The 25,966-nt window shown below is 61.1% G+C and carries 26 protein-coding genes and 1 pseudogene; all 27 read left to right on the top strand.

Going from position 1 to position 25,966, the window contains the following annotated elements; genetic code table 11:
- The first annotated feature begins 5 nt into the window (after window positions 1-5).
- The 27 genes and pseudogenes from fliH (at window position 6) to FBY02_RS13180 (ending at window position 25,964) form a co-directional block, all read left to right on the top strand.
- Complete coding sequence (fliH, locus tag FBY02_RS13310; RefSeq protein ID WP_144928255.1) at window positions 6-836, top strand: flagellar assembly protein FliH; 831 nt, start codon at window positions 6-8, stop codon at window positions 834-836.
- Window positions 826-2,184, top strand: coding sequence for a flagellar protein export ATPase FliI (gene fliI, locus FBY02_RS13305; RefSeq protein ID WP_144928253.1), 1,359 nt, complete (start codon window positions 826-828; stop codon window positions 2,182-2,184). Before fliH ends, fliI begins: the two co-directional genes overlap by 11 nt.
- Before the next feature lie 6 nt (window positions 2,185-2,190).
- A complete protein-coding gene (gene fliJ, locus FBY02_RS13300; protein WP_144928251.1) occupies window positions 2,191-2,640 on the top strand; it encodes a flagellar export protein FliJ in 450 nt (149 codons plus the stop codon).
- Window positions 2,641-2,743: 103 nt separating this feature from the next.
- Window positions 2,744-3,043 (top strand): annotated as a pseudogene (locus FBY02_RS13295) (STAS domain-containing protein); the annotation flags it as partial.
- A 96-nt stretch (window positions 3,044-3,139) separates the two neighbouring features.
- Complete coding sequence (locus FBY02_RS13290) at window positions 3,140-4,846, top strand: fused response regulator/phosphatase (RefSeq protein WP_144928247.1); 1,707 nt, start codon at window positions 3,140-3,142, stop codon at window positions 4,844-4,846.
- Between the two features lie 31 nt (window positions 4,847-4,877).
- Entirely contained in the window at window positions 4,878-5,222 is a 345-nt protein-coding gene (locus tag FBY02_RS13285) for an Hpt domain-containing protein (protein ID WP_144928245.1), read from the top strand.
- Window positions 5,223-5,324: 102 nt separating this feature from the next.
- Complete coding sequence (locus FBY02_RS13280; RefSeq protein ID WP_144928243.1) at window positions 5,325-6,707, top strand: flagellar hook-length control protein FliK; 1,383 nt, start codon at window positions 5,325-5,327, stop codon at window positions 6,705-6,707.
- Between the two features lie 202 nt (window positions 6,708-6,909).
- Complete coding sequence (gene fliL, locus FBY02_RS13275) at window positions 6,910-7,413, top strand: flagellar basal body-associated protein FliL (RefSeq protein WP_144928241.1); 504 nt, start codon at window positions 6,910-6,912, stop codon at window positions 7,411-7,413.
- Window positions 7,414-7,422: 9 nt separating this feature from the next.
- Window positions 7,423-8,391 carry a flagellar motor switch protein FliM gene (fliM, locus tag FBY02_RS13270; protein WP_003184019.1) on the top strand — a complete coding sequence of 323 codons (969 nt, stop codon included), beginning with the start codon at window positions 7,423-7,425 and terminating at the stop codon, window positions 8,389-8,391.
- Between the two features lie 73 nt (window positions 8,392-8,464).
- Window positions 8,465-8,923, top strand: a complete 459-nt coding sequence (gene fliN / locus FBY02_RS13265; RefSeq protein ID WP_144928367.1) for a flagellar motor switch protein FliN — start codon at window positions 8,465-8,467, stop codon at window positions 8,921-8,923.
- A gap of 27 nt (window positions 8,924-8,950) precedes the next feature.
- Entirely contained in the window at window positions 8,951-9,361 is a 411-nt protein-coding gene (gene fliO / locus FBY02_RS13260; protein WP_144928369.1) for a flagellar biosynthetic protein FliO, read from the top strand.
- Complete coding sequence (gene fliP / locus FBY02_RS13255; RefSeq protein ID WP_144928239.1) at window positions 9,361-10,110, top strand: flagellar type III secretion system pore protein FliP; 750 nt, start codon at window positions 9,361-9,363, stop codon at window positions 10,108-10,110. Before fliO ends, fliP begins: the two co-directional genes overlap by 1 nt.
- A gap of 21 nt (window positions 10,111-10,131) precedes the next feature.
- Entirely contained in the window at window positions 10,132-10,401 is a 270-nt protein-coding gene (gene fliQ, locus FBY02_RS13250) for a flagellar biosynthesis protein FliQ (RefSeq protein ID WP_144928237.1), read from the top strand.
- 3 nt (window positions 10,402-10,404) lie between these two features.
- Window positions 10,405-11,187 carry a flagellar biosynthetic protein FliR gene (gene fliR / locus FBY02_RS13245; protein ID WP_144928235.1) on the top strand — a complete coding sequence of 261 codons (783 nt, stop codon included), beginning with the start codon at window positions 10,405-10,407 and terminating at the stop codon, window positions 11,185-11,187.
- Between the two features lie 3 nt (window positions 11,188-11,190).
- Window positions 11,191-12,330 (top strand): flagellar biosynthesis protein FlhB, encoded by a 1,140-nt coding sequence (flhB, locus tag FBY02_RS13240; protein WP_144928233.1) that lies wholly within the window; start codon window positions 11,191-11,193, stop codon window positions 12,328-12,330.
- Between the two features lie 247 nt (window positions 12,331-12,577).
- Window positions 12,578-14,707, top strand: a complete 2,130-nt coding sequence (gene flhA / locus FBY02_RS13235; RefSeq protein WP_144928231.1) for a flagellar biosynthesis protein FlhA — start codon at window positions 12,578-12,580, stop codon at window positions 14,705-14,707.
- 11 nt (window positions 14,708-14,718) lie between these two features.
- Window positions 14,719-16,068 carry a flagellar biosynthesis protein FlhF gene (flhF, locus tag FBY02_RS13230; protein ID WP_144928229.1) on the top strand — a complete coding sequence of 450 codons (1,350 nt, stop codon included), beginning with the start codon at window positions 14,719-14,721 and terminating at the stop codon, window positions 16,066-16,068.
- Between the two features lie 115 nt (window positions 16,069-16,183).
- Window positions 16,184-17,014 (top strand): flagellar synthesis regulator FleN, encoded by an 831-nt coding sequence (gene fleN / locus FBY02_RS13225; RefSeq protein WP_003184001.1) that lies wholly within the window; start codon window positions 16,184-16,186, stop codon window positions 17,012-17,014.
- Window positions 17,011-17,754, top strand: a complete 744-nt coding sequence (gene fliA, locus FBY02_RS13220; RefSeq protein ID WP_144928227.1) for an RNA polymerase sigma factor FliA — start codon at window positions 17,011-17,013, stop codon at window positions 17,752-17,754. The genes fleN and fliA overlap by 4 nt, the downstream gene beginning before the upstream one ends.
- 114 nt (window positions 17,755-17,868) lie before the next feature.
- The gene (locus FBY02_RS13215; RefSeq protein ID WP_003183998.1) at window positions 17,869-18,240 is read left to right on the top strand and encodes a chemotaxis response regulator CheY; all 372 of its coding nucleotides are present in this window, start codon (window positions 17,869-17,871) and stop codon (window positions 18,238-18,240) included.
- Between the two features lie 18 nt (window positions 18,241-18,258).
- Window positions 18,259-19,047, top strand: coding sequence for a protein phosphatase CheZ (locus FBY02_RS13210; RefSeq protein WP_144928225.1), 789 nt, complete (start codon window positions 18,259-18,261; stop codon window positions 19,045-19,047).
- Window positions 19,048-19,071: 24 nt separating this feature from the next.
- Window positions 19,072-21,345 carry a chemotaxis protein CheA gene (locus FBY02_RS13205; RefSeq protein ID WP_144928223.1) on the top strand — a complete coding sequence of 758 codons (2,274 nt, stop codon included), beginning with the start codon at window positions 19,072-19,074 and terminating at the stop codon, window positions 21,343-21,345.
- A gap of 48 nt (window positions 21,346-21,393) precedes the next feature.
- Window positions 21,394-22,530, top strand: a complete 1,137-nt coding sequence (locus FBY02_RS13200) for a chemotaxis response regulator protein-glutamate methylesterase (RefSeq protein ID WP_144928221.1) — start codon at window positions 21,394-21,396, stop codon at window positions 22,528-22,530.
- Complete coding sequence (locus tag FBY02_RS13195) at window positions 22,530-23,270, top strand: flagellar motor protein (protein ID WP_144928219.1); 741 nt, start codon at window positions 22,530-22,532, stop codon at window positions 23,268-23,270. Before FBY02_RS13200 ends, FBY02_RS13195 begins: the two co-directional genes overlap by 1 nt.
- A gap of 15 nt (window positions 23,271-23,285) precedes the next feature.
- On the top strand, window positions 23,286-24,170 hold the full coding sequence (gene motD / locus FBY02_RS13190; RefSeq protein WP_047701632.1) for a flagellar motor protein MotD: 885 nt from the start codon (window positions 23,286-23,288) through the stop codon (window positions 24,168-24,170).
- A gap of 49 nt (window positions 24,171-24,219) precedes the next feature.
- On the top strand, window positions 24,220-25,011 hold the full coding sequence (locus tag FBY02_RS13185) for a ParA family protein (protein ID WP_144928217.1): 792 nt from the start codon (window positions 24,220-24,222) through the stop codon (window positions 25,009-25,011).
- 80 nt (window positions 25,012-25,091) lie between these two features.
- A complete protein-coding gene (locus FBY02_RS13180) occupies window positions 25,092-25,964 on the top strand; it encodes a CheW domain-containing protein (protein WP_144928215.1) in 873 nt (290 codons plus the stop codon).
- Window positions 25,965-25,966 lie beyond the last annotated feature (2 nt).

Raw genomic sequence — 25,966 nt, 5'->3', positions numbered from 1 at the left:
TCGTTATGTCTGCCAAGAGTGATGATTCACCCAGCGACCTGATCCGCGCCCGGGACGTCGGTGGTTTCGACGTCTGGTCGTTGCCCAGCTTCGATCCCCACGTGCCCGAGCCTGAGCCGGAACCGGTGGAAGAACTGCCGGAGATGGAAGAGGTGCCGCTGGAGGAAGTCCAGCCACTGACCCTCGAGGAAGTCGAGGGCATTCGTCAGGAAGCCTATAACGAAGGCTTTGCCATCGGCGAAAAGGAAGGCTTCCACAGCACCTCGCTCAAGGTTCGTCAGGAAGCCGACGTGGCGCTGACGGCCAAGCTGCGAGCGCTGGAGTCGCTGATGCTCAACCTGTTCGATCCCATCGCCGAGCAGGACACCCAGATTGAAAAGTCCCTCGTGGGGCTGGTGCAACACATCGCCAGGCAGGTTATCCAGCGTGAGCTGGCCATCGATTCGAGTCAGATCGAACACGTCATGCGCGAGGCCCTGAAGCTTTTGCCGTTGGGCGTGGGCAACGTGCGGCTGTACATCAATCCTCAGGATTTCGAGCTGGTCAAAGCCTTGCGCGAGCGCCATGAGGAAACCTGGCGCATCGTCGAAGACGAAGCCCTGTTGCCGGGCGGTTGCCGCGTGGAAACAGAGCACAGCCGCATTGATGCGACCGTCGAAACCCGCATCAGCCAGATCATGGCCAAGCTCTTCGACCAACTGCACGAACAGGCCCTTCACCCGGCCGCTGCCGACCTGAGCCTGGAGTTGCCGGACGAACCTCCGGCCGTTTCGCCCATCGACCCGGACGGTGCCGAGTTGATTGCTGCTGAGCCGGACGGCCGCGATGCGTCTTGAGCGCACCAGTTTCGGCAAGCGCCTGGGCAGCTACGCCGAGGCCACCGAGCTGGCCGGCCAGCCGATTCTCGAAGGGCGCCTGTTGCGCATGGTCGGCCTGACCCTCGAAGCCGAGGGCCTGCGCGCCGCCATGGGCAGTCGCTGCCTGGTGATCAACGACGACAGTTATCACCCGGTACAGGTCGAGGCCGAGGTCATGGGCTTCGCCGGCAGCAAGGTATTCCTGATGCCGGTGGGCAGTGTGGCCGGGATTGCCCCCGGCGCGCGGGTGGTCCCCCTGGCCGATACCGGTCGCTTGCCCATGGGCATGAGCATGCTCGGCCGAGTGCTGGACGGGGCCGGTCGGGCCTTGGACGGCAAGGGCGGGATGAAGGCCGAAGACTGGGTGCCGATGGATGGTCCGACCATCAACCCCCTCAAGCGCGACCCCATCAGCGTACCGCTGGATGTGGGCATTCGTTGCATCAACGGTTTGTTGACGGTCGGGCGCGGTCAGCGGCTGGGCCTGTTCGCCGGTACCGGTGTGGGCAAGAGTGTGCTGTTGGGCATGATGACCCGCTTCACCGAAGCCGACATCATTGTGGTGGGGCTGATTGGCGAACGGGGTCGTGAGGTGAAAGAGTTCATCGAGCACATCCTCGGTGAAGAAGGCCTCAAGCGTTCTGTCGTGGTGGCATCGCCAGCGGATGACGCACCCTTGATGCGCCTGCGGGCCGCCATGTATTGCACCCGCATTGCCGAATATTTCCGCGACAAGGGCAAGAATGTCCTGCTGCTGATGGATTCGCTGACCCGGTTTGCCCAGGCCCAGCGGGAAATCGCCCTGGCCATCGGTGAGCCGCCGGCAACCAAGGGCTATCCGCCTTCCGTGTTCGCCAAGCTGCCGAAGCTGGTGGAGCGCGCCGGCAACGCCGAGAAGGGAGGTGGTTCGATCACCGCGTTCTATACCGTGCTGTCCGAAGGCGACGACCAGCAGGACCCTATCGCCGACTCGGCGCGAGGCGTGCTCGACGGCCACATCGTGTTGTCCCGGCGCCTGGCTGAAGAAGGCCATTACCCGGCCATCGACATCGAGGCGTCCATCAGTCGGGTCATGCCATCGGTCATCAGTGCCGAGCACATGAAGCGTGCCCAGCAGTTCAAGCAATACTGGTCGCGCTACCAGCAAAGCCGCGACCTGATCAGCGTGGGCGCCTATGTGCCCGGTGGCGATCGTGAAACCGATACCGCGATCAATCTCTATCCGGCGATGGCCGTGTACCTGCGCCAAAGCCTGAACGACAACATCGGCATGGGCGCGAGCGAAGCGCACCTGCAAACCATCTTCGCCCCGGTCGCCGGCGGGTAATCGGCCATGGCCACGAGTCGCGCGGCGCGCCTGGCGCCGGTGGTGGACATGGCCGAAAAGGCCGAAAAAACCGCCGTCCAGCGGCTGGCCTATTTCCAGGGGCAGGTGGCCGTCGCTGAAAGCAAGTTGGCAGACCTCGAGAATTTCCGCCTCGAATACCAGGAACAATGGATCGCTCGCGGCAGCCATGGCGTCTCCGGCCAGTGGCTGTTGGGTTATCAAGGCTTCCTGGCGCAGTTGGGTACCGCCATCGACCAGCAGCGCCAAAGCCTGGTCTGGCATCAGAACAACCTGGAGAAGGCACGCCAGAGCTGGCAAGAAGCCTTTGCCCGGGTAGAGGGGCTGCGCAAGCTGGTGCAACGCTACATCGATGAGGCGAGGCAACTGGAAGACAAGCGCGAGCAGAAATTGTTGGATGAGTTATCCCAGCGCCTGCCACGCCAGGATTCGTATTGATCATGAAGTCGAGATTTTATCGGTTGGATGGGCCAAAACCTTGCTCAGTCCTTTACCAGATGCTAAACCTTGTACACGTATGTCCATGACAGGGAAGCCAACTATGTCAGTCGTTACCGAAGTATCCGATGATGGGAAGAAGCTGACGATTTCGATCAAGGGTCGATTCGATTTCGGACGGCATCAGGAGTTTCGCGAGTCCTACGAAAAGCTCAACCGCAAGCCTGAAACCTACGTCGTGGACCTGAAGGACACAACCTACCTCGACAGCTCCGCGCTGGGCATGCTGCTCTTGCTCCGTGATCATGCCGGCGGCGAAGACGCTGACGTGAATGTCACCAACTGCGGCGCGGATGTACGCAAGATTCTCGCGATATCCAATTTCGACAAGCTGTTCGATATCGACGGCCCGAAAGACGACAAGTCGGAGAAAGACAAACCGCAGCCAGGACATGCCCATCAGGACAAGGTCCATCCGCGCAAAGCCTGATCGACAGCCATGTTGTCCGAGTTGGAGTCGCTGACGGTCCTGATTGCCGAAGACAGTGCCGCTGACCGACTGCTGTTGTCGACGATTGTCCGCCGCCAGGGCCATCATGTGCTCACCGCCGCCGATGGTGCCGAGGCGGTCGAAATCTATACGGAGCAACGTCCGCACTTGGTGCTGATGGATGCCATGATGCCGGTCATGGATGGATTCGAGGCGGCGCAGAAGATCAAGCAACTGGCCGGCGACCAGTTGGTGCCGATCATTTTCCTCACGTCATTGACCGAAAGCGAAGGCCTGGCCCGTTGCCTGGAAGCCGGCGGTGACGATTTCCTGGCCAAACCCTACAACCAGGTGATTTTGGCCGCCAAGATCAAGGCCATGGACCGTCTGCGCCGGTTGCAGGCCACGGTCGTTGAACAGCGTGACCAGATTGCCCGGCACCACGATTACCTGCTCAACGAGCAGCGGGTCGCCAAGGCCGTGTTCGACAAGATTGCCCATTCCGGCTGCCTGAGCGCACCGAATATCCGCTACCTGCAATCGCCTTATGCCCTGTTCAACGGTGACCTGCTGCTGGCTGCGTTCAATCCGGCCGGCGACATGCACGTCCTGCTGGGGGATTTCACCGGGCACGGCCTGCCAGCGGCGGTCGGTGCGATGCCGCTGGCGGAAGTGTTCTATGGGATGACTGCCAAAGGCTACGGCCTGGCGCAGATCCTGCGGGAAATGAACGCCAAGCTCAAACGCATCCTGCCGGTGGACATGTTCTGTTGCGCGACGCTGCTCTGCCTGGGCTTCCAGCGCTGCACGGTGGAAATCTGGAATGGCGGCATGCCCGATGGGTACTTGCATGACAGTCTCACTGGCGTGCGCACGCCATTGCCGGCGCGGCACTTGCCATTGGGGGTGCTCACGCCTCAACTGTTCGATGACCGGACCGAAGTGCATCCCATGGCGGTGGGCGACCGGGTGTTCCTGCTGTCCGACGGCGTGATCGATACCAGCGATGCCGATGACCAACTGTTCGGTGTGGAGCGGCTGCAGCAGGTGTTTGCCGCCAACCGTGAACCCGATTGCCTTTTCGAAGATATCCAGCAGGCCCTGCGGGACTTTCGCGGCGAGGCACGCGACGATTTCAGCATGGTCGAAGTGCGGATGGTCGCGCCGACGCAACTCAATCCGCCGCCGCCGGTCTATTCCGACAGCGGCCAATCCAGTCCGCTGGACTGGTCGGTGAGTTTCGAGTTTCGGGCGCAGACGCTCAAGCGCTTCAACCCGATGCCGTACTTGTTGCAGTTGCTGCTTGAAGTGCATGGGCTCAGAGCTCAGAGCGGCGCGCTTTACAGCGTTCTTTCAGAGCTCTATTCCAATGCCCTGGAGCATGGGGTGTTGGGGCTCGACTCGAGCATCAAGCGCGACGCGTCGGGTTTTGCGCACTATTACATGGAGCGCAGCACTCGTCTGGATGAACTGGACGCTGGTCACATCCGGGTACATTTGCATGTCACGCCCCACGGCGACGGAGGTCGCCTGGTGATCGAGGTTGAAGACAGTGGTGAGGGCTTCGATGTAGCCCGTGTGTTGGCTCGGCCGCTGGACAGCGACCGGTTGTCGGGACGAGGTGTCAGTCTGGTGCGTCAGTTGAGCCATCAGGCGTGTTGGTCAGACGATGGTCGTAGTGTCCGCGTGGAGTTTTTCTGGGAGGCTCTGGCATAATCCGCGCGACTCTTGATCAGGGAGCGAACAAGTGAACGAGATTCATCTGGACCGCGACGTGCTCAGCACGTTGAAGGAAGTCATGGAGGAAGGGTATCTGGAACTGCTGGATACGTTTCTCAACGACTCCGAGGCACGCTTGCGTGTGCTGCATGAAGCCCGCGACGCCGAAAAGCTGAGCGCCACCGCCCACAGTTTCAAGGGCAGCAGCAGCAACATGGGTGCCATCCGCCTGGCCGAACTGTGTGGTGAGCTGGAGCAGCGTGCCAAACAGCCTTCCTTGGGCGGCATCGAGAAGCTGGTCAGCGAAATCGACAGCGAATTTGCCCATGTCCGAAATCTTTACCGGGAAGAGCGCGAAGGCTTCCACTGCTGAGTGATGACCTGCCACCCATCACCACTGTCTGGGCGTTGGCCCGTCCCTTGCATTGTCCAGTCTCGACTGTACCTATGATTTCAGTGCAGCGGAGACCTTTTTATGCCCGTTACGCCCAATACACTGCTTCAGGCCTCAGCCCAGGCCAAGCCGCAGGCCGCCGTCAATCCGCCGGCAGCGGCTCCGGACCTCGGCAATAGAGCCTCCAGCTTCGCCCAGGTCTTCGCCCAGCAAGCCCCCGTCAAATCCTCGTCGGCCCCTGAGCCTGCGATGAAGCCGGTGCGCGACAAGACCCCCGACAGCAGCGTCAAAAAGGACACCGGCGATGAAACGGCTGCCGCCCCGGAACCGACCGTTGCCGATAGCGGCAAACCCTTGCCCGCCGACAAACCGGTCAAGGCCGATGACACGGCAGACAAGGACGCCGATGCCGACAGCAAAACCGAGACCGAGACTCCGGTAGCGAACGCGACCCCTGCCGATCCTGTCATCGACCCGATGTTGCCGTCGGATGTGGCTATACCTGTGGTTCAAGCCGACGTAGTACCCGCGCCCGTGGTGGACGCCTCGACTGTGCCGCAAGTAGCGGCTGCCGTGGCGACCCCGGTCGTTCCGTTGGTCCCGGCAGCCCCGGCAGTCCCGGCCGCGCCGGAAGATCCAAAATTCGATCCCGAGGCCGATCCGCTTGACGCTTTGCCGGCGTTGCGCTTGGCGATGGAGCAGGGCGGCCACGTTTCCGCGACCAGCCAATCCAAGACCGCCGCCCCGGCTCCACTCAACGGTGAGCCGACCTCGGCCCAGACGTTTGCCGCTGGCATGGCCAGCATGCTCACCGTGCAAGCGGACCAGAACAGTACCGGTCCTGGCAGCCAAGGCGGGGAAAAGGCGTTCAGTGGGCTGATCGGCGAGGGCCTCAAGGACCTGGGCGCGGCTTCCAGTGACACCCGCGTGGATGATTTCGCCAACCGCCTGGCGGCGTTGACCCAGGCCGCTACGCCCAAGACCGCCAATGCGGTGCCGGTCAACCAGCCCATCGCCATGAATCAGAGTGGCTGGACCGAAGAAGTGGTCAACCGGGTGATGTACCTGTCGAGCGCCAATCTCAAGGCTGCCGATATCCAGTTGCAGCCCGCCGAGCTTGGTCGTCTGGACATCCGGGTGAACATGGTGCCGGATCAACAGACCCAAGTGACCTTCATGAGTGCCCATTCCGGCGTTCGCGAAGCCCTCGAAGGCCAGTTGCATCGCCTGCGGGACAGTTTCGCCCAGCAGGGCATGGGCCAGGTCGATGTCAACGTGTCCGATCAGTCCCGTGGTTCTCAGAACCCGGATCAGCAGGCGCAGCAGCAGGCCCAGGCCGGTCGCATGTCATCCTCCGGCGGGCGAGTGGATTCGACGGATGAGCACCTGCCGGCCAACGTCGCTGAGGTGGCGGCTGCTACCACCAGCGTCATCGGTACCAGCGCGGTCGATTACTACGCCTGACCGGTGAGGTAACCCCTTGTGGGAGCGGGCTTGCTCGCGAAGACGGTGTGTCAGTTGATGACAATGTCATCTGGCACACTGCCTTTGCGAGCAAGCCCGCTCCCACAGTTGTTTTCGGATGTCGCAAATTGCTTCTGGCATAACACTTGCTCCTGCCTTGCCATGCAACCGTAAACCCCCCGATTAGTGACGGATTATTGGCATGGCGAAGAGCGAAGCAGCAGCTGTAAAAGACCCCGCAACCAAAGGCAAACTCAAGATGATCATCCTGATCGTCGTGGGTTTGCTCCTGGCGATCGGTGTGTCCGTGGGGGCAACCTGGTATTTCATGCACAGCGCTCAAAGCAAGCCTGCGCCGGTGGTCGAGGCCGCGCCGGTGGGCAAGCAGCCAGCGATCTTCGAATCCATGGCGCCTGCATTCGTCGCCAACTACACCCAGAATGGCCGTCAACGCTACATGCAGGTCAGCATCACCTTGTTGGGTCGCAACCAGGCTGACCTGGAAGCGCTGCGGGTGCACATGCCTCTGATCCGCAATAATCTGGTAATGCTGTTTTCCGGACAGAATTTCGACACCCTCGCCACTCCCGTTGGCCAAGAGATGCTCCGTCAGAAAGCCACGGCCAGCGTGCAGGAAGTGGCTCAGAAAGAGCTCGGCAAAGTGGTGATCGAACAGTTGCTCTTCACTAACTTCGTATTGCAGTAGGAACCCGCCATGGCCGTGCAGGACCTGTTGTCCCAGGACGAAATCGACGCGCTGTTGCATGGTGTCGACGATGGCCTGGTGCAGACCGAAAACGCTGCTGAACCGGGCAGCGTCAAAAGCTACGACCTGACCAGCCAGGATCGCATCGTTCGCGGACGCATGCCGACCCTGGAGATGATCAACGAACGTTTCGCCCGCTACACCCGCATCAGTATGTTCAACATGCTGCGTCGCTCCGCCGACGTAGCGGTCGGTGGCGTGCAGGTAATGAAGTTCGGGGAGTACGTGCACTCGTTGTATGTGCCCACCAGTCTCAATTTGGTGAAGATCAAACCGTTGCGCGGCACCGCGCTGTTCATCCTCGATGCCAAGCTGGTCTTCAAGTTGGTGGACAACTTCTTCGGCGGTGACGGTCGTCATGCCAAGATCGAGGGCCGTGAATTCACCCCGACCGAGCTGCGGGTCGTGCGCATGGTCCTGGAACAGGCCTTTGTCGACCTGAAGGAAGCCTGGCAGGCGATCATGGAAGTGAACTTCGAGTACATCAACTCGGAAGTGAACCCGGCCATGGCCAACATCGTCGGGCCGAGCGAAGCTATCGTGGTATCGACCTTCCACATTGAGCTCGATGGTGGTGGCGGCGACCTGCACGTGACCATGCCGTACTCGATGATCGAGCCGGTACGCGAAATGCTCGACGCCGGTTTCCAGTCCGACCTCGACGATCAGGACGAGCGCTGGATCAATGCGTTGCGCCAGGACGTACTGGATGTCGACGTGCCGATCGGTGCGACGGTTGCCCGGCGTCAGTTGCGCCTGCGGGACATCCTGCACATGCAGCCGGGGGACATCATTCCTGTCGAAATGCCGGAGGACATGATCATGCGCGCCAATGGCGTACCGGCCTTCAAGGTCAAGATGGGCTCTCATAAAGGCAACCTGGCGTTGCAAGTGATTGAGCCGATCGAACGCCGCTGAGCAATGTCGAACCTTGAGTTTTGTAGCTGAATTTTTACGTTTTTAACTGATTTTTGCCCGCCGAGGACAAATGATGGCTAATGATATGAACAACCAGGACGACCAGTCGCTGGCTGATGAGTGGGCAGCAGCCCTGGAAGAAGCCGGTGAAACCGGACAAGCCGACATCGACGCCTTGCTGGCCGCGGACACCGGCGCCAATGCGTCCAATCGCTTGCAGATGGAAGAGTTTGGCAGCGTGCCGAAAAGCAACGAACAGGTGACGCTGGACGGGCCGAATCTGGACGTGATTCTCGATATTCCTGTATCGATCTCCATGGAAGTGGGGAGCACCGACATCAACATCCGCAACCTGCTGCAACTCAACCAGGGCTCGGTGATCGAGCTGGATCGCCTGGCGGGTGAGCCGCTGGACGTGCTGGTCAACGGCACCCTGATTGCCCATGGTGAAGTGGTGGTGGTCAACGAGAAGTTCGGCATTCGCCTGACGGATGTGATCAGCCCGAGCGAACGCATCAAGAAGCTGCGCTGAGTGAAAGGTCTTTTCGCTACCACCCTGATGCTGCCATTCAGCGTCATGGCGGCCGAATCCGCGAGCACCGCGGCCGCAGCGTCGACGGCTGGCAGTGGCATGGCCGGACAATTGGTACAGCTGGTGCTCGGTCTGCTGCTGGTGCTGGGGGTGATCTTCTTGCTGGCCTGGCTGCTGCGACGCGTGCAGCAAGCGGGGCCCACCGGCAAGGGCCAGGTCATCGACATCGTCGGTTCGCGCGCGCTCGGTCCGCGGGATCGGTTGGTGCTGGTGCAGGTCGGCAACGAGCAAATCCTGCTGGGCTTGAGTCCGGGATCCATCACTGCGTTGCATGTCCTCAAGGAGCCGGTGCAGGTGCCTGCCACCGACCAGGCTACCCCCGAATTTGCCCAGCGCCTCATGGAACTGCTGGGTAAAGACCAGAAGGATAAGAAGTAATGCCGCTGCGCATTTTGTTGGCGCTGGCCCTGATGCTGGCCGCGCCGTTGGCGCTCGCTGCCGATCCGTTGTCGATTCCGGCGATCACCCTCGGTACCAACGCCCAGGGGGCCCAGGAGTACTCGGTCAGCCTGCAGATCCTGCTGATCATGACTGCGCTGAGTTTCATCCCGGCGTTCGTCATGTTGATGACCAGTTTCACTCGGATCATCATCGTCTTTTCGATCCTGCGCCAGGCCCTGGGGTTGCAGCAGACGCCCTCGAACCAGATCCTCACGGGCATGGCACTGTTCCTGACCATGTTTATCATGGCGCCGGTGTTCGACCGGGTGAACCAGGATGCGCTGCAACCTTACCTGGCGGAAAAGATCACCGCCCAGGACGCCGTGGCCAAGGCTGAGGTGCCGATCAAGGATTTCATGCTGGCCCAGACCCGCAGCAGCGACCTGGAGTTGTTCATGCGCCTGTCCAAGCGCACCGACATCGCCAGTGCCGACCAGGCACCGTTGACCATTCTGGTACCGGCATTCGTGACCTCTGAACTGAAAACCGCGTTCCAGATTGGCTTCATGATTTTTATCCCGTTCCTGATCATCGACCTGGTGGTCGCCAGCATATTGATGGCGATGGGTATGATGATGCTGTCGCCGCTGATCATTTCCTTGCCGTTCAAGATCATGCTGTTCGTGCTGGTGGATGGCTGGGCCCTGATCATCGGTACCCTGGCAGGCAGTTTTGGCGGTGTTTAGACCTTTTGCAGGTAGGGCGATATGACTCCCGAAGTAGCGGTGGACCTGTTTCGCGAAGCGCTCTGGCTGACAACCGTGATGGTCGCCATCCTGGTGATTCCCAGTCTGCTGGTAGGCCTGCTGGTGGCGATGTTCCAGGCCGCGACCCAGATCAACGAACAGACCCTGAGCTTCCTGCCACGCCTGCTGGTCATGCTGGTGACGCTGATCATCGCCGGGCCCTGGCTGGTGCAAACCTTCATGGAATACATCCTGCGGTTGTACGGCAGTATTCCGCAGTTGATCGGCTGACGGATGTCGATGCTCGCGCTGACGGATACCCAGATCGGCTCCTGGGTGGCGGCTTTCGTCTTGCCGCTGTTTCGCGTCACTGCCGTATTGATGAGCATGCCTGTCTTCGGTACGACCCTGGTGCCCAGGCGTGTGCGCTTGTATTTCGCCCTGGCAATTACAGTGGTCATCGCGCCTGGGTTGCCACCGATGCCACCGGTTCATGCCCTGGACCTCAGTGCGCTGATGCTGGTGGCCGAACAGATCCTGATCGGGTCCTTGATGGGATTTTCGCTGCAGCTGTTTTTCCAGGCGTTCGTGGTGGCCGGGCAAATCATTTCGATCCAGATGGGCATGGCGTTCGCGTCCATGATCGACCCTACGAACGGCGTGAATACGGCGGTGATCGGTCAGTTCCTGACGATGCTGGTAACGCTGCTGTTTCTCGCCATGAACGGACATCTGGTGGTGTTCGAGGTGCTGACCGAGAGTTTTACGACGATGCCGGTGGGCAGTGCGCTGCTGGTCAACCATTTCTGGGAGGTTGCCGGCAAGCTCGGCTGGGTCCTGGGGGCCGCGATGGTATTGGTGTTGCCCGCGATCACGGCCTTGCTGGTGGTCAACATTGCATTTGGGGTGATGACCCGGGCGGCGCCGCAGCTGAACATTTTTTCCATCGGCTTTCCGCTGACCCTGGTGCTGGGTATGGTGATCTTCTGGGTCAGCCTGGGGGATATTCTCAATCAATATCAGCCGCTGGCCACCCAGGCCTTGCAGCTGCTACGCGACATGGCACAGGCGCGCTGAACCATGGCCGAGAGCGAGAGTGGCCAGGACAAGACAGAAGACCCCACGGACAAGCGTAGGCGCGAGTCCCGGGAAAAGGGTGAGATCGCGCGCTCCAAAGAACTCAATACCCTTGCGGTGATGCTGGCCGGCACTGGCGGGCTGCTGATCTATGGGGGCGGGTTGGCCCTGGATCTGCTGGAAATCATGCGCTTGAATTTCTCCCTGCCCCGTGAGGTGCTGCTCAGTCCGGGGGCTATGGCGCAGCACCTGTTGCACTCGGGCAAGATCGCGATCGTAGCGGTGCAGCCGATTCTGATCTTCTTGCTCCTGGCTGCTTTCATCGGCCCGATATCCCTGGGGGGATGGTTGTTCGCAGCCGGTAGCCTGGCCCCCAAGTTCAGTCGGATGAATCCGTTGGCAGGCCTCAAGCGCATGTTTTCCACCTCGGCCCTGATGGAGCTGCTCAAGGCCTTTGGGAAATTTTTGCTGGTTTTGTCCGTGGCTTTGACGGTGTTGCAGTCGGACATTGACGACGTGCTGCGCATCGCCCATGAGCCGCTGGAACAGGCCATTATCCATAGCGTGCAACTGGTGGGCTGGAGTGCCTTGTGGATGGCCTGCGGCCTGATTCTGATCGCCGCGATCGATGTACCGATCCAACTGTATCAGAGCAAGCAGAAGCTGATGATGACCAAGCAGGAGGTTCGCGACGAGTACAAGGAGCAGGAGGGCAAGCCGGAGGTCAAGCAGCGGATTCGCCAGTTGCAACATGAGGTGTCCCAGCGGCGGATGATGTCGGCGATCCCGACAGCCGACGTAGTCATCACCAACCCCACCCATTACGCGGTGGCGCTCAAGTACGACCCGGACAAAGGCAACGCTCCGGTGTTGCTGGCCAAGGGCAGCGATTTCCTGGCGTTGAAGATCCGGGAGATTGCCGTGGCCAATGAAGTGATGCTGCTGGAGTCGCCGGCCCTGGCGCGGTCGATCTATTATTCCACCGAGCTCGATCAGGAAATTCCTGGCGGGCTGTATCTGGCGGTGGCTCAGGTATTGGCCTATGTCTATCAGATCCGCCAGCACCGCGCCGGCAAAGGCAAGCGCCCCGATCCACTCAAGGACCTGCCGATCCCGCCGGATTTGCGTCGCGATCCAGAATAAGGTGTGCGCCAGGTCCTGTTACTGACAAACCCTGTGGGAGCGGGCTTGCTCGCGAAGGCGTCGTGTCAGTCATACATCTATCAACGGGTACACCGCTTTCGCGAGCAAGCCCGCTCCCACAGGATTCGTGTTCTGGCTTGAAGGCTTGTATTCCAAGGTCTGGCAAAAGTTGGAAGGCTTCTTGCAATACCCCGTCTGCGCCCGTTCCGGGCGTCAAAAGTTTGCTTCACAGGAACGGGGAATTTTGGTGGATCGCTCTCAGTTACTCAGCACTGCGCGCAGCAACGTCGTAGACCTCGGCCGGGGCAATCTGGGCGTCCCGCTGTTGCTGATGGTCATGCTCGCCATGATGATGCTGCCGGTACCGCCGTTCCTGCTGGACGTGTTCTTCACGTTCAACATCGCCTTGTCGATCGTAGTGCTGCTGGTGTGCGTGTATGCCCTGCGCCCGCTGGATTTCGCCGTGTTCCCGACCATCCTGCTGGTGGCCACGCTGTTGCGCCTGGCGCTGAACGTGGCGTCGACCCGCGTGGTCATGCTGCACGGCCAGGAAGGTCATGCCGCCGCCGGTAAGGTGATCCAGGCCTTCGGTGAGGTGGTGATCGGCGGTAACTACGTGGTTGGTATCGTGGTCTTCGCCATCTTGATGATCATCAACTTCGTGGTGGTCACCAAGGGTGCCGGGCGTATTTCCGAGGTGAGCGCGCGTTTCACCCTCGACGCGATGCCTGGCAAGCAAATGGCAATCGACGCGGATCTCAACGCCGGCCTGATCGATCAGAGCCAGGCCAAGCTCCGGCGTCTCGAAGTGGCCCAGGAGGCCGAGTTCTACGGCTCCATGGACGGTGCGAGCAAGTTCGTGCGCGGTGACGCCATCGCGGGCCTGTTGATCCTGTTCATCAACCTGATCGGCGGCATGGCCGTCGGTATCTTCCAACATCAGATGAGTTTCGGTGATGCAGGCAAGGTTTACGCCTTGCTGACCATCGGTGACGGTTTGGTGGCGCAATTGCCATCACTGTTGTTATCCACAGCTGCGGCGATCATGGTGACCCGTGCTTCGGGCTCCGAAGACATGGGCAAGCAGATCAGCCGGCAGATGTTCGCGTCGCCCAAGGCCCTGGCTGTGGCCGCCGGTCTGATGGCCGTGATGGGCCTGGTCCCGGGCATGCCACACATTTCCTTCCTGAGCATGGCCGCCGTGGCGGCAGGCGGCGCCTACCTGTTCTGGAAGAAGCAGAACGTGCAGAAAATCCAGGCATTGCAGGAGGTCAAGCGCCAGCAGGAACTGCTGCCATCGCCGGCCCGCGCCCTGGAGACCAAGGAGCTGGGCTGGGACGACGTGACCCCGATCGACATGATCGGGCTGGAAGTCGGCTATCGCCTGATCCCGCTGGTGGATCGCAACCAGGGCGGACAACTGCTGGCGCGGATCAAGGGGGTGCGCAAGAAGCTGTCCCAGGACCTGGGTTTCCTGATGCCCACCGTGCACATCCGCGATAACCTCGACCTGGCGCCCAGCGCCTATCGCTTGACGTTGATGGGGGTGATCCTGGCTGAAGCCGAGATCTATCCGGACCGCGAACTGGCGATCAATCCGGGTCAGGTCTATGGTTCGCTCAACGGCATTACCGCCAAGGACCCGGCTTTTGGCCTGGAGGCGGTGTGGATTGAAATCAGTCAGCGGGCCCAGGCCCAGTCCCTCGGTTACACCGTGGTGGACGCCAGTACGGTAGTCGCGACGCATTTGAACCAGATTTTGTACAAGCACTCCAGCGAATTGATCGGCCACGAAGAAGTCCAGCAATTGCTGCAGGTGTTGGCCAAAGGCTCACCAAAACTGGCCGAAGAGCTGGTGCCGGGTGTGGTTTCGTTGTCGCAGTTGCTCAAGATTTTGCAGGCGCTGCTGGCCGAACAGGTGCCGGTACGCGACATCCGCAGTATTGCCGAAGCCATCGCCAACAACGCTTCCAAGAGTCAAGATACCGCCGCCATGGTGGCCGCGGTTCGGGTCGGCGTATCCCGTGCAATCGTCCAAAGCATTGTAGGCACTGAGTCGGAGCTGCCTGTGATCACGCTGGAGCCAAGGTTGGAACAGATATTGCTCAATAGTCTTCAGAAGGCAGGGCAAGGCTCGGAAGAGGGCGTTCTGCTGGAGCCAAGCATGGCCGAGAAGCTGCAACGTTCGTTGATCGAGGCAGCCCAGCGGCAAGAGATGCAAGGCCAACCGGTGATCCTGCTGGTGGCGGGTCCGATTCGTGCGATGCTCTCGCGTTTCGGTCGCCTCGCGGTCCCGGGGCTGCATGTGCTGGCGTACCAGGAAATACCGGACAACAAGCAAGTGACCATTGTTGCGACAGTAGGGCCCAACGGCTGAGGTAGTGGGTTATGCAAGTGAAGCGTTTTTTCGCCGCCGATATGCGTCAGGCCATGAAACTGGTCCGTGACGAGCTGGGCGCCGAAGCAGCCATCATCGGCAACCGCCGGATCGCCGGTGGTGTCGAGCTGACGGCGGCTCTGGACTACAAGCTGTCTGCGCTCGCCCCGCGGGTTCCGAACATGGAGCTTGAGGATGAGCTGCGCAAGACCCAGTCGCGCATTGCCAGCGCCCAGGCCGAATTGAGTCTGCGCAGCAGCGAAGGCGAGGCGGCCCCGGGTACCAATCGTCAATTGTTTGCCGGTCAGCCGTTGACCGCAGGCCTGCCGCTGACCGCTGCCGAACCGTTGATCGAGCCGACCCCGGCCGAGCCGCGCCGTCCCGCGCCGGCGCCTGCCGCACCGGCTCCTGGTATCGATCCGCGTGCCCTGGACTCGATGCGTTTCGAACTCAACAGCCTGCGCGAACTGATGGAAGTCCAGCTCGGCTCCCTGGCCTGGAACCAACTGCAAGGCAGCCGTCCGGCCCAGGCCAACCTGTGGCGCCGCCTGCAACGCATTGGCCTGTCCGGCCCGTTGGCTCGCGACCTGCTGGCGCTGATCAACGATATCCACGAGCCTCGCCAGGCCTGGCGCATGCTGCTGGCGCATCTGGCGCGAATGATTGCCACGCCGGAAGTCGAGCCGCTGGAAGAGGGTGGGGTGATCGCCATGGTCGGCCCGGCCGGCATGGGCAAGACCACGACCCTGGCCAAACTCGCCGCCCGTTATGTACTCAAGTACGGTGCCCAGAGCATTGCCCTGGTGAGCATGGACAGCTTCCGTATCGGCGCCCAGGAGCAACTCAAGACCCTGGGCCGGATTCTCAACGTGTCGGTGACCCATGTGGATCCGGGTCAATCCCTGGCCCAGGCGCTGGAGCCACTGTTGCGCAAGCGCGTCGTGCTGATCGATACCGCAGGCCTGCAAGCCAGCGATCCAGCCCTGCGCATGCAGCTCGAAAGCCTGGCCGGACGCGGCATCAAGTCAAAAAATTATCTCGTGTTGGCAACCACCAGCCAGAAACAGGTTCTAACCGCCGCCTACCACAGCTACAAGCGCTGCGGACTGGCCGGTTGCATCCTGACCAAGCTGGACGAAACGGCAAGCCTGGGCGAGGTCTTGAGCCTGGCGATCGGTCACGATCTGCCGGTGGCGTACCTGACCGACGGGCCGCGGATCCCGGATGATTTGCATCTGCCGCGCCGCCACCAACTGGTCAGCCGTGCCGTGAGTGTGCAAATGCAGGACGAACCCAGCGAAGAAGCCATGGCTGATATGTTCGCTGATATCTACCACAGCCCGACCAAGCAGGTTGGCTGAGGTAATCATGAATACTTTTTGTACCTACATCGATGGTCTGCCAGGCAATGTTCCGTATGTGAACGCGCAGCCAGTAATGTGGCCTCCGTCTAAGTAAGACAGGTAAAGAACGAACATGGGCAGCATGCATCCCGTACAGGTGATCGCGGTGACCGGCGGCAAAGGTGGCGTCGGCAAGACTAACGTGTCAGTGAACTTGTCCCTGGCTCTGGCAGAGCTTGGCCGACGGGTCATGCTGCTGGACGCCGACCTGGGCCTGGCGAACGTCGATGTGCTGTTGGGACTCACACCCAAGCGCACGCTGGCGGACGTGATCGAGGGCCGCTGCGAGCTGCGTGACGTGCTGCTGCAGGGGCCGGGCGGGATTCGCATCGTGCCGGCCGCCTCCGGCACCCAGAGCATGGTTCATCTGACGCCGGCCCAGCACGCCGGCCTGATCCAGGCATTCAGCGACATCGGTGACAACCTCGACGTGCTGGTAATCGACACGGCGGCGGGCATCGGTGATTCGGTCGTCAGCTTCGTGCGCGCCGCCCAGGAAGTGCTGCTGGTGGTCTGTGACGAGCCTACCTCCATCACCGATGCCTACGCCCTGATCAAGCTCTTGAACCGCGACTACGGCATGAACCGCTTCCGCGTCCTGGCCAACATGGCCCAGAGCCCGCAGGAGGGGCGCAACCTGTTCGCCAAGTTGACCAAGGTCACCGATCGTTTCCTGGACGTTGCCCTGCAATACGTCGGTGCCGTGCCGTACGACGAGAGCGTACGCAAGGCGGTCCAGAAGCAACGTGCCGTCTATGAAGCCTTTCCCCGTTCCAAATGCGCGCTGGCATTCAAGGCAATCGCCCAGAAGGTCGATACCTGGCCGCTGCCGGCCAATCCGCGCGGGCATCTGGAATTTTTCGTCGAGCGTCTCGTGCAACAAACAGCAGGGCCCGTGTTATGACAGCCAGCGGTTACAACCACCTCTACAAGAAATCGGCACGGGACGCCCAATACGAGTTGATCGAGCGTTATGCGCCCTTGGTCAAGCGCATCGCCTATCACTTGTTGGCGCGGTTGCCGGCCAGTGTGCAGGTCGAGGACCTGATCCAGGCGGGCATGATCGGCCTGCTCGAAGTGGCGAACAAATACGACGCCAGCAAGGGCGCCAGTTTCGAGACCTACGCCGGCATCCGCATTCGCGGCGCGATGCTCGACGAAGTCCGCAAGGGCGACTGGGCACCCCGTTCGGTGCATCGCAATACCCGCATGGTCAGTGACGCCATTCGCGCTATTGAAGCGAAAACCGGACGAGACGCTAAAGATCACGAGGTTGCGGCCGAACTCCAGTTGAGTCTCGATGATTATTACGGGATTTTGAACGATACCTTGGGCAGCCGCCTGTTCAGTTTCGACGACCTGTTGCAGGACGGCGATCATGATGGGCTGCACGAGGACGGCGCGAGTACTCACATGGAGCCTGCGCGTGACCTGGAAGACGAACGTTTCCAGAGCGCGTTGGCCGATGCGATTGCCAATTTGCCGGAGCGTGAGCGACTGGTCTTGGCGCTGTACTACGACGAAGAGCTGAATCTCAAGGAAATCGGTGAGGTCCTGGGGGTCAGCGAATCGCGGGTCAGTCAGTTACACAGCCAGTGCGCCGCCCGTTTGCGGGGGCGTTTGGGGGAGTGGCGAGCGCGCTGACAGTCGGTTCGGGTGCCCCGGACCGTCGTCGGATGCTGTACCGGATTGATTGAAATGGCGCGTTCAGGTGCTGTACGCGTTTAAGTCTGCTTGGAGGTCGAATTGGACAAGAACATGAAAATCCTCATCGTTGATGACTTTTCAACGATGCGGCGGATCATAAAAAACCTGTTGCGTGACCTTGGGTTCACCAACACGGTCGAGGCCGACGATGGCACCACTGCCATCCCGGTTCTCAATAGCGGGAGCATCGACTTTCTGGTGACTGACTGGAACATGCCCGGCATGACCGGTATCGACTTGCTGCGCCATGTGCGCGCCGATGAAAAACTCAAGCACCTTCCTGTGTTGATGGTCACCGCCGAAGCCAAGCGCGAGCAGATCATCGAAGCGGCCCAAGCCGGTGTGAACGGCTATGTGGTCAAACCCTTCACGGCCCAGGCGTTGAAAGAAAAGATCGAAAAGATCTTCGAACGCATCGGTTAACGGCGCCACGGGGGAGCTATGGAGAATAATGAAGCTTCAATGGGCGATTTCGAATCGACCCTGAAAAAACATGCCCGCGAACTGGTCGACAGCCTTGAGAAAGGTCGTTTCGGCGATGCAGTCCAGATGATCCACGAGCTCAATCAGACCCGGGATCGTGGTCTGTACCAGGAAGTCGGCAAGCTCACCCGTGAATTGCACAGCGCGATCGTCAATTTCCAGATCGATCCGAACACCCCCCAGGCCGAGGAGGTCTCGCAGATCACCGACGCGACCGAGCGGCTGTCCTACGTGGTCAAGCTGACCGAGGCCGCCGCCAACCGCACCATGGACCTGGTGGAAAGCGCCACGCCGTTGGTCAATGGCCTTGGCGATGAAGCCCAGGCCTTGAGCGCCGACTGGGCCCGTTTCATGCGTCGTGAAGTCGGCGCAGAGGAATTCCGCGACCTGGCGCGTCGGGTCGACGGTTTTCTGACACGCAGCAGCGCCGATAACCGCGCGGTCGCGAGCAACCTCAACGACATTCTGCTGGCCCAGGACTACCAGGACCTGACCGGTCAGGTGATCAAGCGCGTCACCCAATTGGTCACCGAAGTCGAAGGCAATCTGCTCAAGCTGGTGTTGATGGCCAGCCAGGTCGACCGCTTTGCGGGCATTGAACACGACCGTGAAGCGATGCTTGCCGAAAAAGATCCACAAAAACATCTCTCTCAGGGTGAAGGTCCGCAAATTCATGCCGATAAAAGAGAAGACGTTATGTCCGGTCAGGACGATGTGGACGATTTGCTGTCCAGCCTTGGATTTTAGCCCTGTTTTAGGAGCACCCCATTAATGAGCTTCGGCGCCGATGAAGAGATCCTTCAGGATTTCCTGGTTGAGGCCGGCGAGATTCTAGAGCAACTGTCCGAGCAATTGGTCGAGCTGGAAAGCCGGCCGGATGATGCGGATCTGCTCAACGCAATCTTTCGCGGTTTCCACACTGTAAAAGGAGGCGCCGGCTTCCTTCAGCTCAACGAGCTGGTGGAGTGCTGCCATATTGCCGAGAACGTGTTCGACATCCTGCGCAAGGGTGAGCGTCGCGTGGATTCGGAATTGATGGACGTGGTGCTGGAAGCGCTGGACGCGGTCAACAGCATGTTCAGCGAGGTGCGTGATCGTTCGCCGATCACCGCTGCCACCCCTGAGTTGCTCGCTGCGCTGTCGCGCCTGGCCGAGCCGCAATCGGCTGACGAAGCTGCTCCGGTCGAGACCGCGGTTGAAGAACCCATTGTCGAGGAGCCGGCCGCCGAGGAATCGGGCGATATTACCGATAACGAATTCGAACAACTGCTGGACTCCCTGAGTGCCGTCAAGGCCGAAGCCCAGACTCAGACCCAGGCTCCGGTAGCGGCTGCGCCCGCTGATACCGGCGCGGCCAGCGATGAGATCACCGATGCAGAGTTCGAGTCGCTGCTCGATCAGTTGCACGGCAAAGGCCAGTTCGCTGTCGATGCGGTTGTCCCGCCGGCAGCCCCAGCCGCGCCGAAAGCCGCGGGCGACAGTTCCGACATCACCGACGATGAATTCGAAGCCTTGCTCGATCAGCTGCATGGCAAGGGGACTTTCGCCGTTGACGCCCTGGAGTCGGCCATTGCCTCTACGCCGGCTCCGAACAAGCCTGCCGCCGCAGCGGCCGGCAGCGACCTGATCACCGATCAGGAATTCGAATCGCTGCTCGACGATCTGCACGGCAAAGGCAAGTTCAGCGAAGTCGGCACGGCCTCTGCTGCGCCAACTGCCGCATCGGCCGCCAAGGCCGCGCCGAAAGCCGCCGCCAAGGCACCGGAACCCAAGGCCGAAACACCGGCCCCCGCACCCAAGCCTGCAGCGGCGGCCGCTGCGCCTGTCCGTGCTCCGGCCGCGACGTCTGCACCGGCGGAAAAACCGACCAGTGAAGCCGAAACCACCGTTCGGGTTGACACCGCGCGCCTGGATGAGATCATGAACATGGTTGGCGAGCTGGTGCTAGTGCGTAACCGCCTGGTGCGCCTGGGCCTCAACAGCCAGGACGAAGCCATGTCCAAGGCCGTGTCGAACCTCGACGTGGTCACGGCCGATCTGCAGACCGCGGTCATGAAGACCCGGATGCAGCCGATCAAGAAAGTTTTCGGGCGCTTCCCGCGCCTGGTACGTGACCTGGCTCGCCAGCTCAAGAAAGAAATCAATCTGGAACTGGTGGGTGAGGATACCGACCTCGACAAGAACCTCGTCGAGGCCCTGGCCGACCCGCTGGTCCACTTGGTGCGCAACGCGGTCGACCATGGCATTGAATCGCCGGAAGAGCGCGAAGCCGCGGGTAAGGTCCGCAGCGGCAAGGTGATCCTGGCCGCCGAGCAAGAGGGCGATCATATCCTGCTGTCGATCTCCGACGACGGCAAAGGCATGGACCCGGAAGTGTTGCGTGCCATCGCCGTCAAGCGCGGCGTGATGGACAAAGACGCTGCCGACCGCTTGAGCGATACCGAGTGCTACAACCTGATCTTCGCTCCCGGCTTCTCGACCAAGACCGAGATTTCCGACGTGTCGGGTCGTGGTGTGGGCATGGATGTGGTGAAAACCAAGATTTCCCAGCTCAATGGTTCGATCAACATCCACTCGGTCAAGGGCTCGGGCTCGAAGATCCTCATCAAGGTTCCGCTGACCCTGGCGATCATGCCAACGCTGATGGTGATGCTCGGCAACCAGGCGTTCGCGTTCCCGCTGGTCAACGTCAATGAGATCTTCCACCTCGACCTGTCGCGTACCAACGTGGTGGACGGCCAGGAAGTGGTGATCGTGCGGGACAAGGCGCTGCCGTTGTTCTACCTCAAGCGCTGGTTGGTCAGCTCCGCAGCGCATGTGGAGCAGGGCGAGGGCCACGTGGTGATCCTTTCGGTGGGCACCCAGCGGATCGGCTTCGTCGTCGACCAGCTCGTGGGCCAGGAAGAAGTGGTCATCAAGCCGCTGGGCAAAATGCTCCAAGGCACCCCGGGCATGTCCGGCGCCACCATCACCGGCGACGGCCGCATCGCGCTGATCCTCGATGTACCGAGCATGCTCAAGCGTTACGCCGCGCGGCGTATTTGATTCTGGAGGGGCGCGGCCCAGTGCCGCGCCTCGTCTAACGGAGTGTTTATGGTAGTTAAAGTCCTGGTGGTGGACGATTCGGGGTTCTTCCGCCGCCGCGTCTCGGAAATTCTCTCGGCGGACACGACGATTCAAGTCGTCGGTACCGCGACCAATGGCAAAGAGGCAATCGATCAGGCCCTGGCACTCAAGCCGGACGTGATTACCATGGACTACGAGATGCCAATGATGGACGGCATCACGGCCGTGCGGCATATCATGCAGCGCTGCCCGACTCCGGTATTGATGTTTTCCTCCCTGACCCACGAAGGCGCCCGTGTCACCCTCGACGCGCTGGACGCCGGGGCGGTGGATTTCCTGCCGAAGAACTTCGAGGACATCTCACGCAACCCCGACAAGGTCCGGCAGTTGCTGTGCGAGAAGGTCCACAGCATTTCCCGCAGCAACCGCCGCGTGAGTGCCTACACTCCAGCGGCTCCCGCGCCTGTGGCTGCACCGAGTCCTGCGCCGTCGTCGGGCAGCTTCAATCCGCCCCCGGTACGCAGTGCCCCGGCCCCTGCGCCTACACGCCCGGCCCCGGCCCCGGCCTCGGCGAGTAGCGCGTCGCCGGCACCCAAGCGCAAGGCCTACAAGCTGGTTGCCATCGGCACGTCCACCGGTGGTCCGGTGGCGCTGCAACGGGTCCTGACCCAGTTGCCGGCCAACTTCCCGGCCCCCATCGTGTTGATCCAGCATATGCCCGCTGCCTTCACCAAGGCGTTCGCCGAGCGCCTGGACAAGTTGTGCAATATCAGCGTCAAGGAAGCCGAGGACGGCGATGTCCTGCGGCCGGGCCTGGCGTTGCTGGCCCCGGGTGGCAAACAGATGATGGTCGACGGTCGCGGCGCGGTGAAAATCCTTCCAGGCGACGAGCGCCTGAACTACAAGCCTTGTGTGGACATTACCTTCGGTTCCGCAGCCAAATCCTACGGTGACAAAGTTCTGGCGGTGGTGTTGACCGGCATGGGCGCCGACGGTCGCGAAGGCGCGCGCCTGCTCAAGCAGGGCGGTAGTGCGATCTGGGCCCAAGACGAAGCCAGTTGCGTGATCTACGGCATGCCGATGGCGATTGTCAAAGCGGACCTGGCCGACGCGGTGTACGGGCTGGACGACATCGGTAAAAACCTGGTCGAGGCGTGCCTGTAATGGATGTCCTCAGTCTGATCGGTATCATCATGGCGTTCGTCGCCATCATTGGTGGCAACTATCTGGAGGGCGGTCATCTCGGCGCCCTGGCCAACGGCCCAGCCGCGTTGATCGTGCTCGGTGGCACCATCGGCGCCGCGCTGTTGCAGTCGCCCATGAGTGCGTTCAAGCGTGCCATACAGGTATTGGTCTGGATTCTGTTTCCGCCACGGGTCGACCTGGCCGGCGGTATCGATCGCGTCGTGAACTGGAGCCTGACCGCTCGCAAGGAAGGCCTGCTTGGCCTGGAAGGCGTGGCGGATGCCGAGCCGGACAACTACGCGCGAAAAGGTCTGCAATTGCTGGTGGACGGCGCCGAACCCGAAGCCATCCGCAGCATCCTGGAAGTGGATTTCTACACCCAGGAAAGCCGCGACATCGAAGCAGCCAAGGTTTTCGAAAGCATGGGTGGTTACGCACCTACCATCGGCATCATCGGTGCGGTGATGGGCCTGATCCATGTGATGGGCAACCTGGCCGACCCCTCGCAGCTGGGTAGCGGCATCGCCGTGGCGTTTGTCGCCACTATCTATGGCGTGGCCAGTGCCAACCTGGTGTTGTTGCCGATTGCCGCCAAACTCAAGTCCATTGCCTTGCGCCAGTCGCGTTATCGCGAAATGTTGCTGGAAGGAATCCTGTCGATCGCCGAAGGTGAAAACCCGCGCTCCATTGAACTGAAGCTCCAGGGCTTCATGGACTAATGGGAGTAATGGACCATGGCGCGTCGCAGGCATCATGAAGAGCACGTCAATCATGAACGTTGGCTGGTGTCCTACGCCGACTTCATCACATTGCTGTTCGCCTTTTTCGTGGTCATGTATTCGATCTCCTCGGTCAACGAGGGTAAATACAAGGTCATCTCCGAAGCGTTGATTGGTGTATTTACCGACTCGGACCGCGCCCTCAAGCCGATTCCCATTGGCGACGAGCGGCCCAAGACGACCACACCGGCCAAGCCGTTGGTCCGCGACGCCGAACAGGTCGATGCCGGCATTGCCGGTGGCAGCGATCCGTTGAAAAGCATCGCCGATGACATCAGCGCGGCATTCGGTGACCTGATCAGTTCCAACCAGATGACCGTGCGCGGCAACGAGCTGTGGGTAGAGATCGAACTCAACTCCAGCCTGTTGTTCGGCAGCGGCGACGCCATGCCCAGCGACATGGCGTTCAACATCATCGACAAGGTGGCAGCGATCCTGAAACCGTTCGACAACCCGATCCATGTGGAGGGGTTTACGGACGACCAGCCGATTCGCACCGCGCAGTACCCGACCAACTGGGAGCTGTCTTCGGCCCGCTCGGCGAGCATTGTCCGCATGCTTGCGATGCAGGGTGTGAACCCCGGACGCCTGGCGTCGGTGGGGTATGGCGAGTTCCAACCGGTGGCCAACAACGCCACCGTCGAAGGGCGGGCGAAAAATCGGCGCGTCGTACTGGTGGTGTCGCGCAACCTCGATGTACGCCGCAGCCTGACCGGTACCGGTACGGCCAACGCAAAGCCGGATGCGGCATTGAAGCGGGCTGGCACACAAACTGCACCGACCCCGGTCAAGACACCGGGAAGACAGAGCGCCGTCAATTCTCCGTCACCCGCTTTATAACCGAGCTATTTCTCGGTCGAGCCTGTTTCGGCCGGGAGGAACGATCCGAATGAGAGTCTGGGCAGTTGCCAATCAAAAAGGTGGGGTGGGTAAAACCACTTCTTCCATCGCTTTAGCCGGATTACTGGCCGAGGCGGGCAAGCGTGTGGTCCTCGTCGACCTGGACCCCCATGGCTCGATGACCAGCTATTTCGGCTACGATCCCGATAGCCTGGAGCACAGCAACTACGACTTGTTCCTGCATCGGGGCCATGTGCCTGAGGGTTTGCCGGGGCAATTGCTGCTGTCCACCAGCGACGAGCGGATTTCGCTGTTGCCGTCGAGCACCGCCCTGGCCACCCTGGAGCGGCAGTCGCCGGGGCAGGGCGGCTTGGGCCTGGTGATCGCCAAGAGTCTGGCGCAGCTGTGGCAGGATTTCGATTACGCAATCATCGACAGTCCGCCGCTGCTGGGCCTGTTGATGGTCAATGCCTTGGCGGCCAGTCAGCAACTGGTGATCCCGGTGCAGACCGAGCACCTGGCGGTCAAGGGGTTGGAGCGGATGGTCAACACCCTGGCGATGGTCAACCGCTCACGCAAACAGTCGCTGCCGTTCAACATCGTGCCGACCTTGTTCGACCGCCGTACCCAGGCGTCCATGGGAACCTTGCGCGTATTGCGGGACATGTACCCGGATGAAATCTGGCAGGGCTACATCCCGGTCGACACGCGTTTGCGCGATGCCAGCCGCGCCGGTGTGACCCCCTCCCAGTTCGATGGCAAGAGCCGTGGCGTTCTGGCCTACCGGGCCTTGCTCAAGCACCTGCTGGCCCAGCAACTTGTTCCCCAGCAGGTGGCCTGATTGAACGCTTCCAAACGCTCTGCAGGCTCAAGTCTGATGGCACTCATGCCGATAACGTTTATATGCGGTGCACTGTTTTCATGAACCGCCCGATCAAGACAACCTCGCGTCCGCAAATGGCCTTGCAGTCCTACCTGGATGGGCTGTTGCAGGAAGCGACCGAAGAATTGCCACCGGAGCCGAGCGTGCCCGAGGCGCTGCCCGCGTCCGTCGAAGCCGAAGGTGTGCTGGATGAGTTTCAGGCGGCCGTGCTCGAAGAGCAGGCCCGTGATGCTCGCAAGTCAGTGGTTGCCGCAGCGGTGGAAACACCGGCCGCCAGGCCACCGGTGAAAATCATGGAGGCGCCTGCGCCGGTGCTGGCTGCGGTTTCCACCGTTGCACCGTTGTTGCAGGGCCTGGTGACGCCGGTGGTGGAAGTCCATCTGCCACCGAGCAACACACCGCCGCCGGTAGAAACCGACGACCGCCCGGCCTGGGCTGCGGAGCCGTTCGAGTGTCTGTTGTTCGATGTGGCCGGGTTGACCCTGGCGGTGCCGCTGGTATGCCTGGGGTCGATTTACTCCCTGGCCGGGCACGAATTGACACCGTTGTTTGGCCAGCCGGATTGGTTTCTTGGGATCCTGCCGAGCCAGGCCGGCAACCTGAAGGTATTGGATACGGCGCGCTGGGTGATGCCGGACCGTTATCGCGATGATTTTCGCCAGGGCCTGCAGTACGTGATTTCGGTACAAGGTTACGAGTGGGGATTGGCGGTGCACCAGGTCAGCCGTTCCCTGCGCCTGGACCCGAGCGAGATCAAATGGCGCAGCCATCGAGGGCAACGGCCATGGCTGGCAGGTACGGTGATCGAGCATATGTGCGCCTTGCTGGACGTTTCCGAGCTGGCGGAGCTGATCGCCAGTGGCGGGGCAAAACACCTGGGCGGCACCAAGCCGGTCCAGAAACCGAAATAACA

This window comes from Pseudomonas sp. SJZ078 (genome assembly GCF_007828255.1).
Taxonomy (GTDB): Bacteria; Pseudomonadota; Gammaproteobacteria; order Pseudomonadales; family Pseudomonadaceae; genus Aquipseudomonas.
This window is presented reverse-complemented; position numbering and strand designations above follow the sequence as displayed.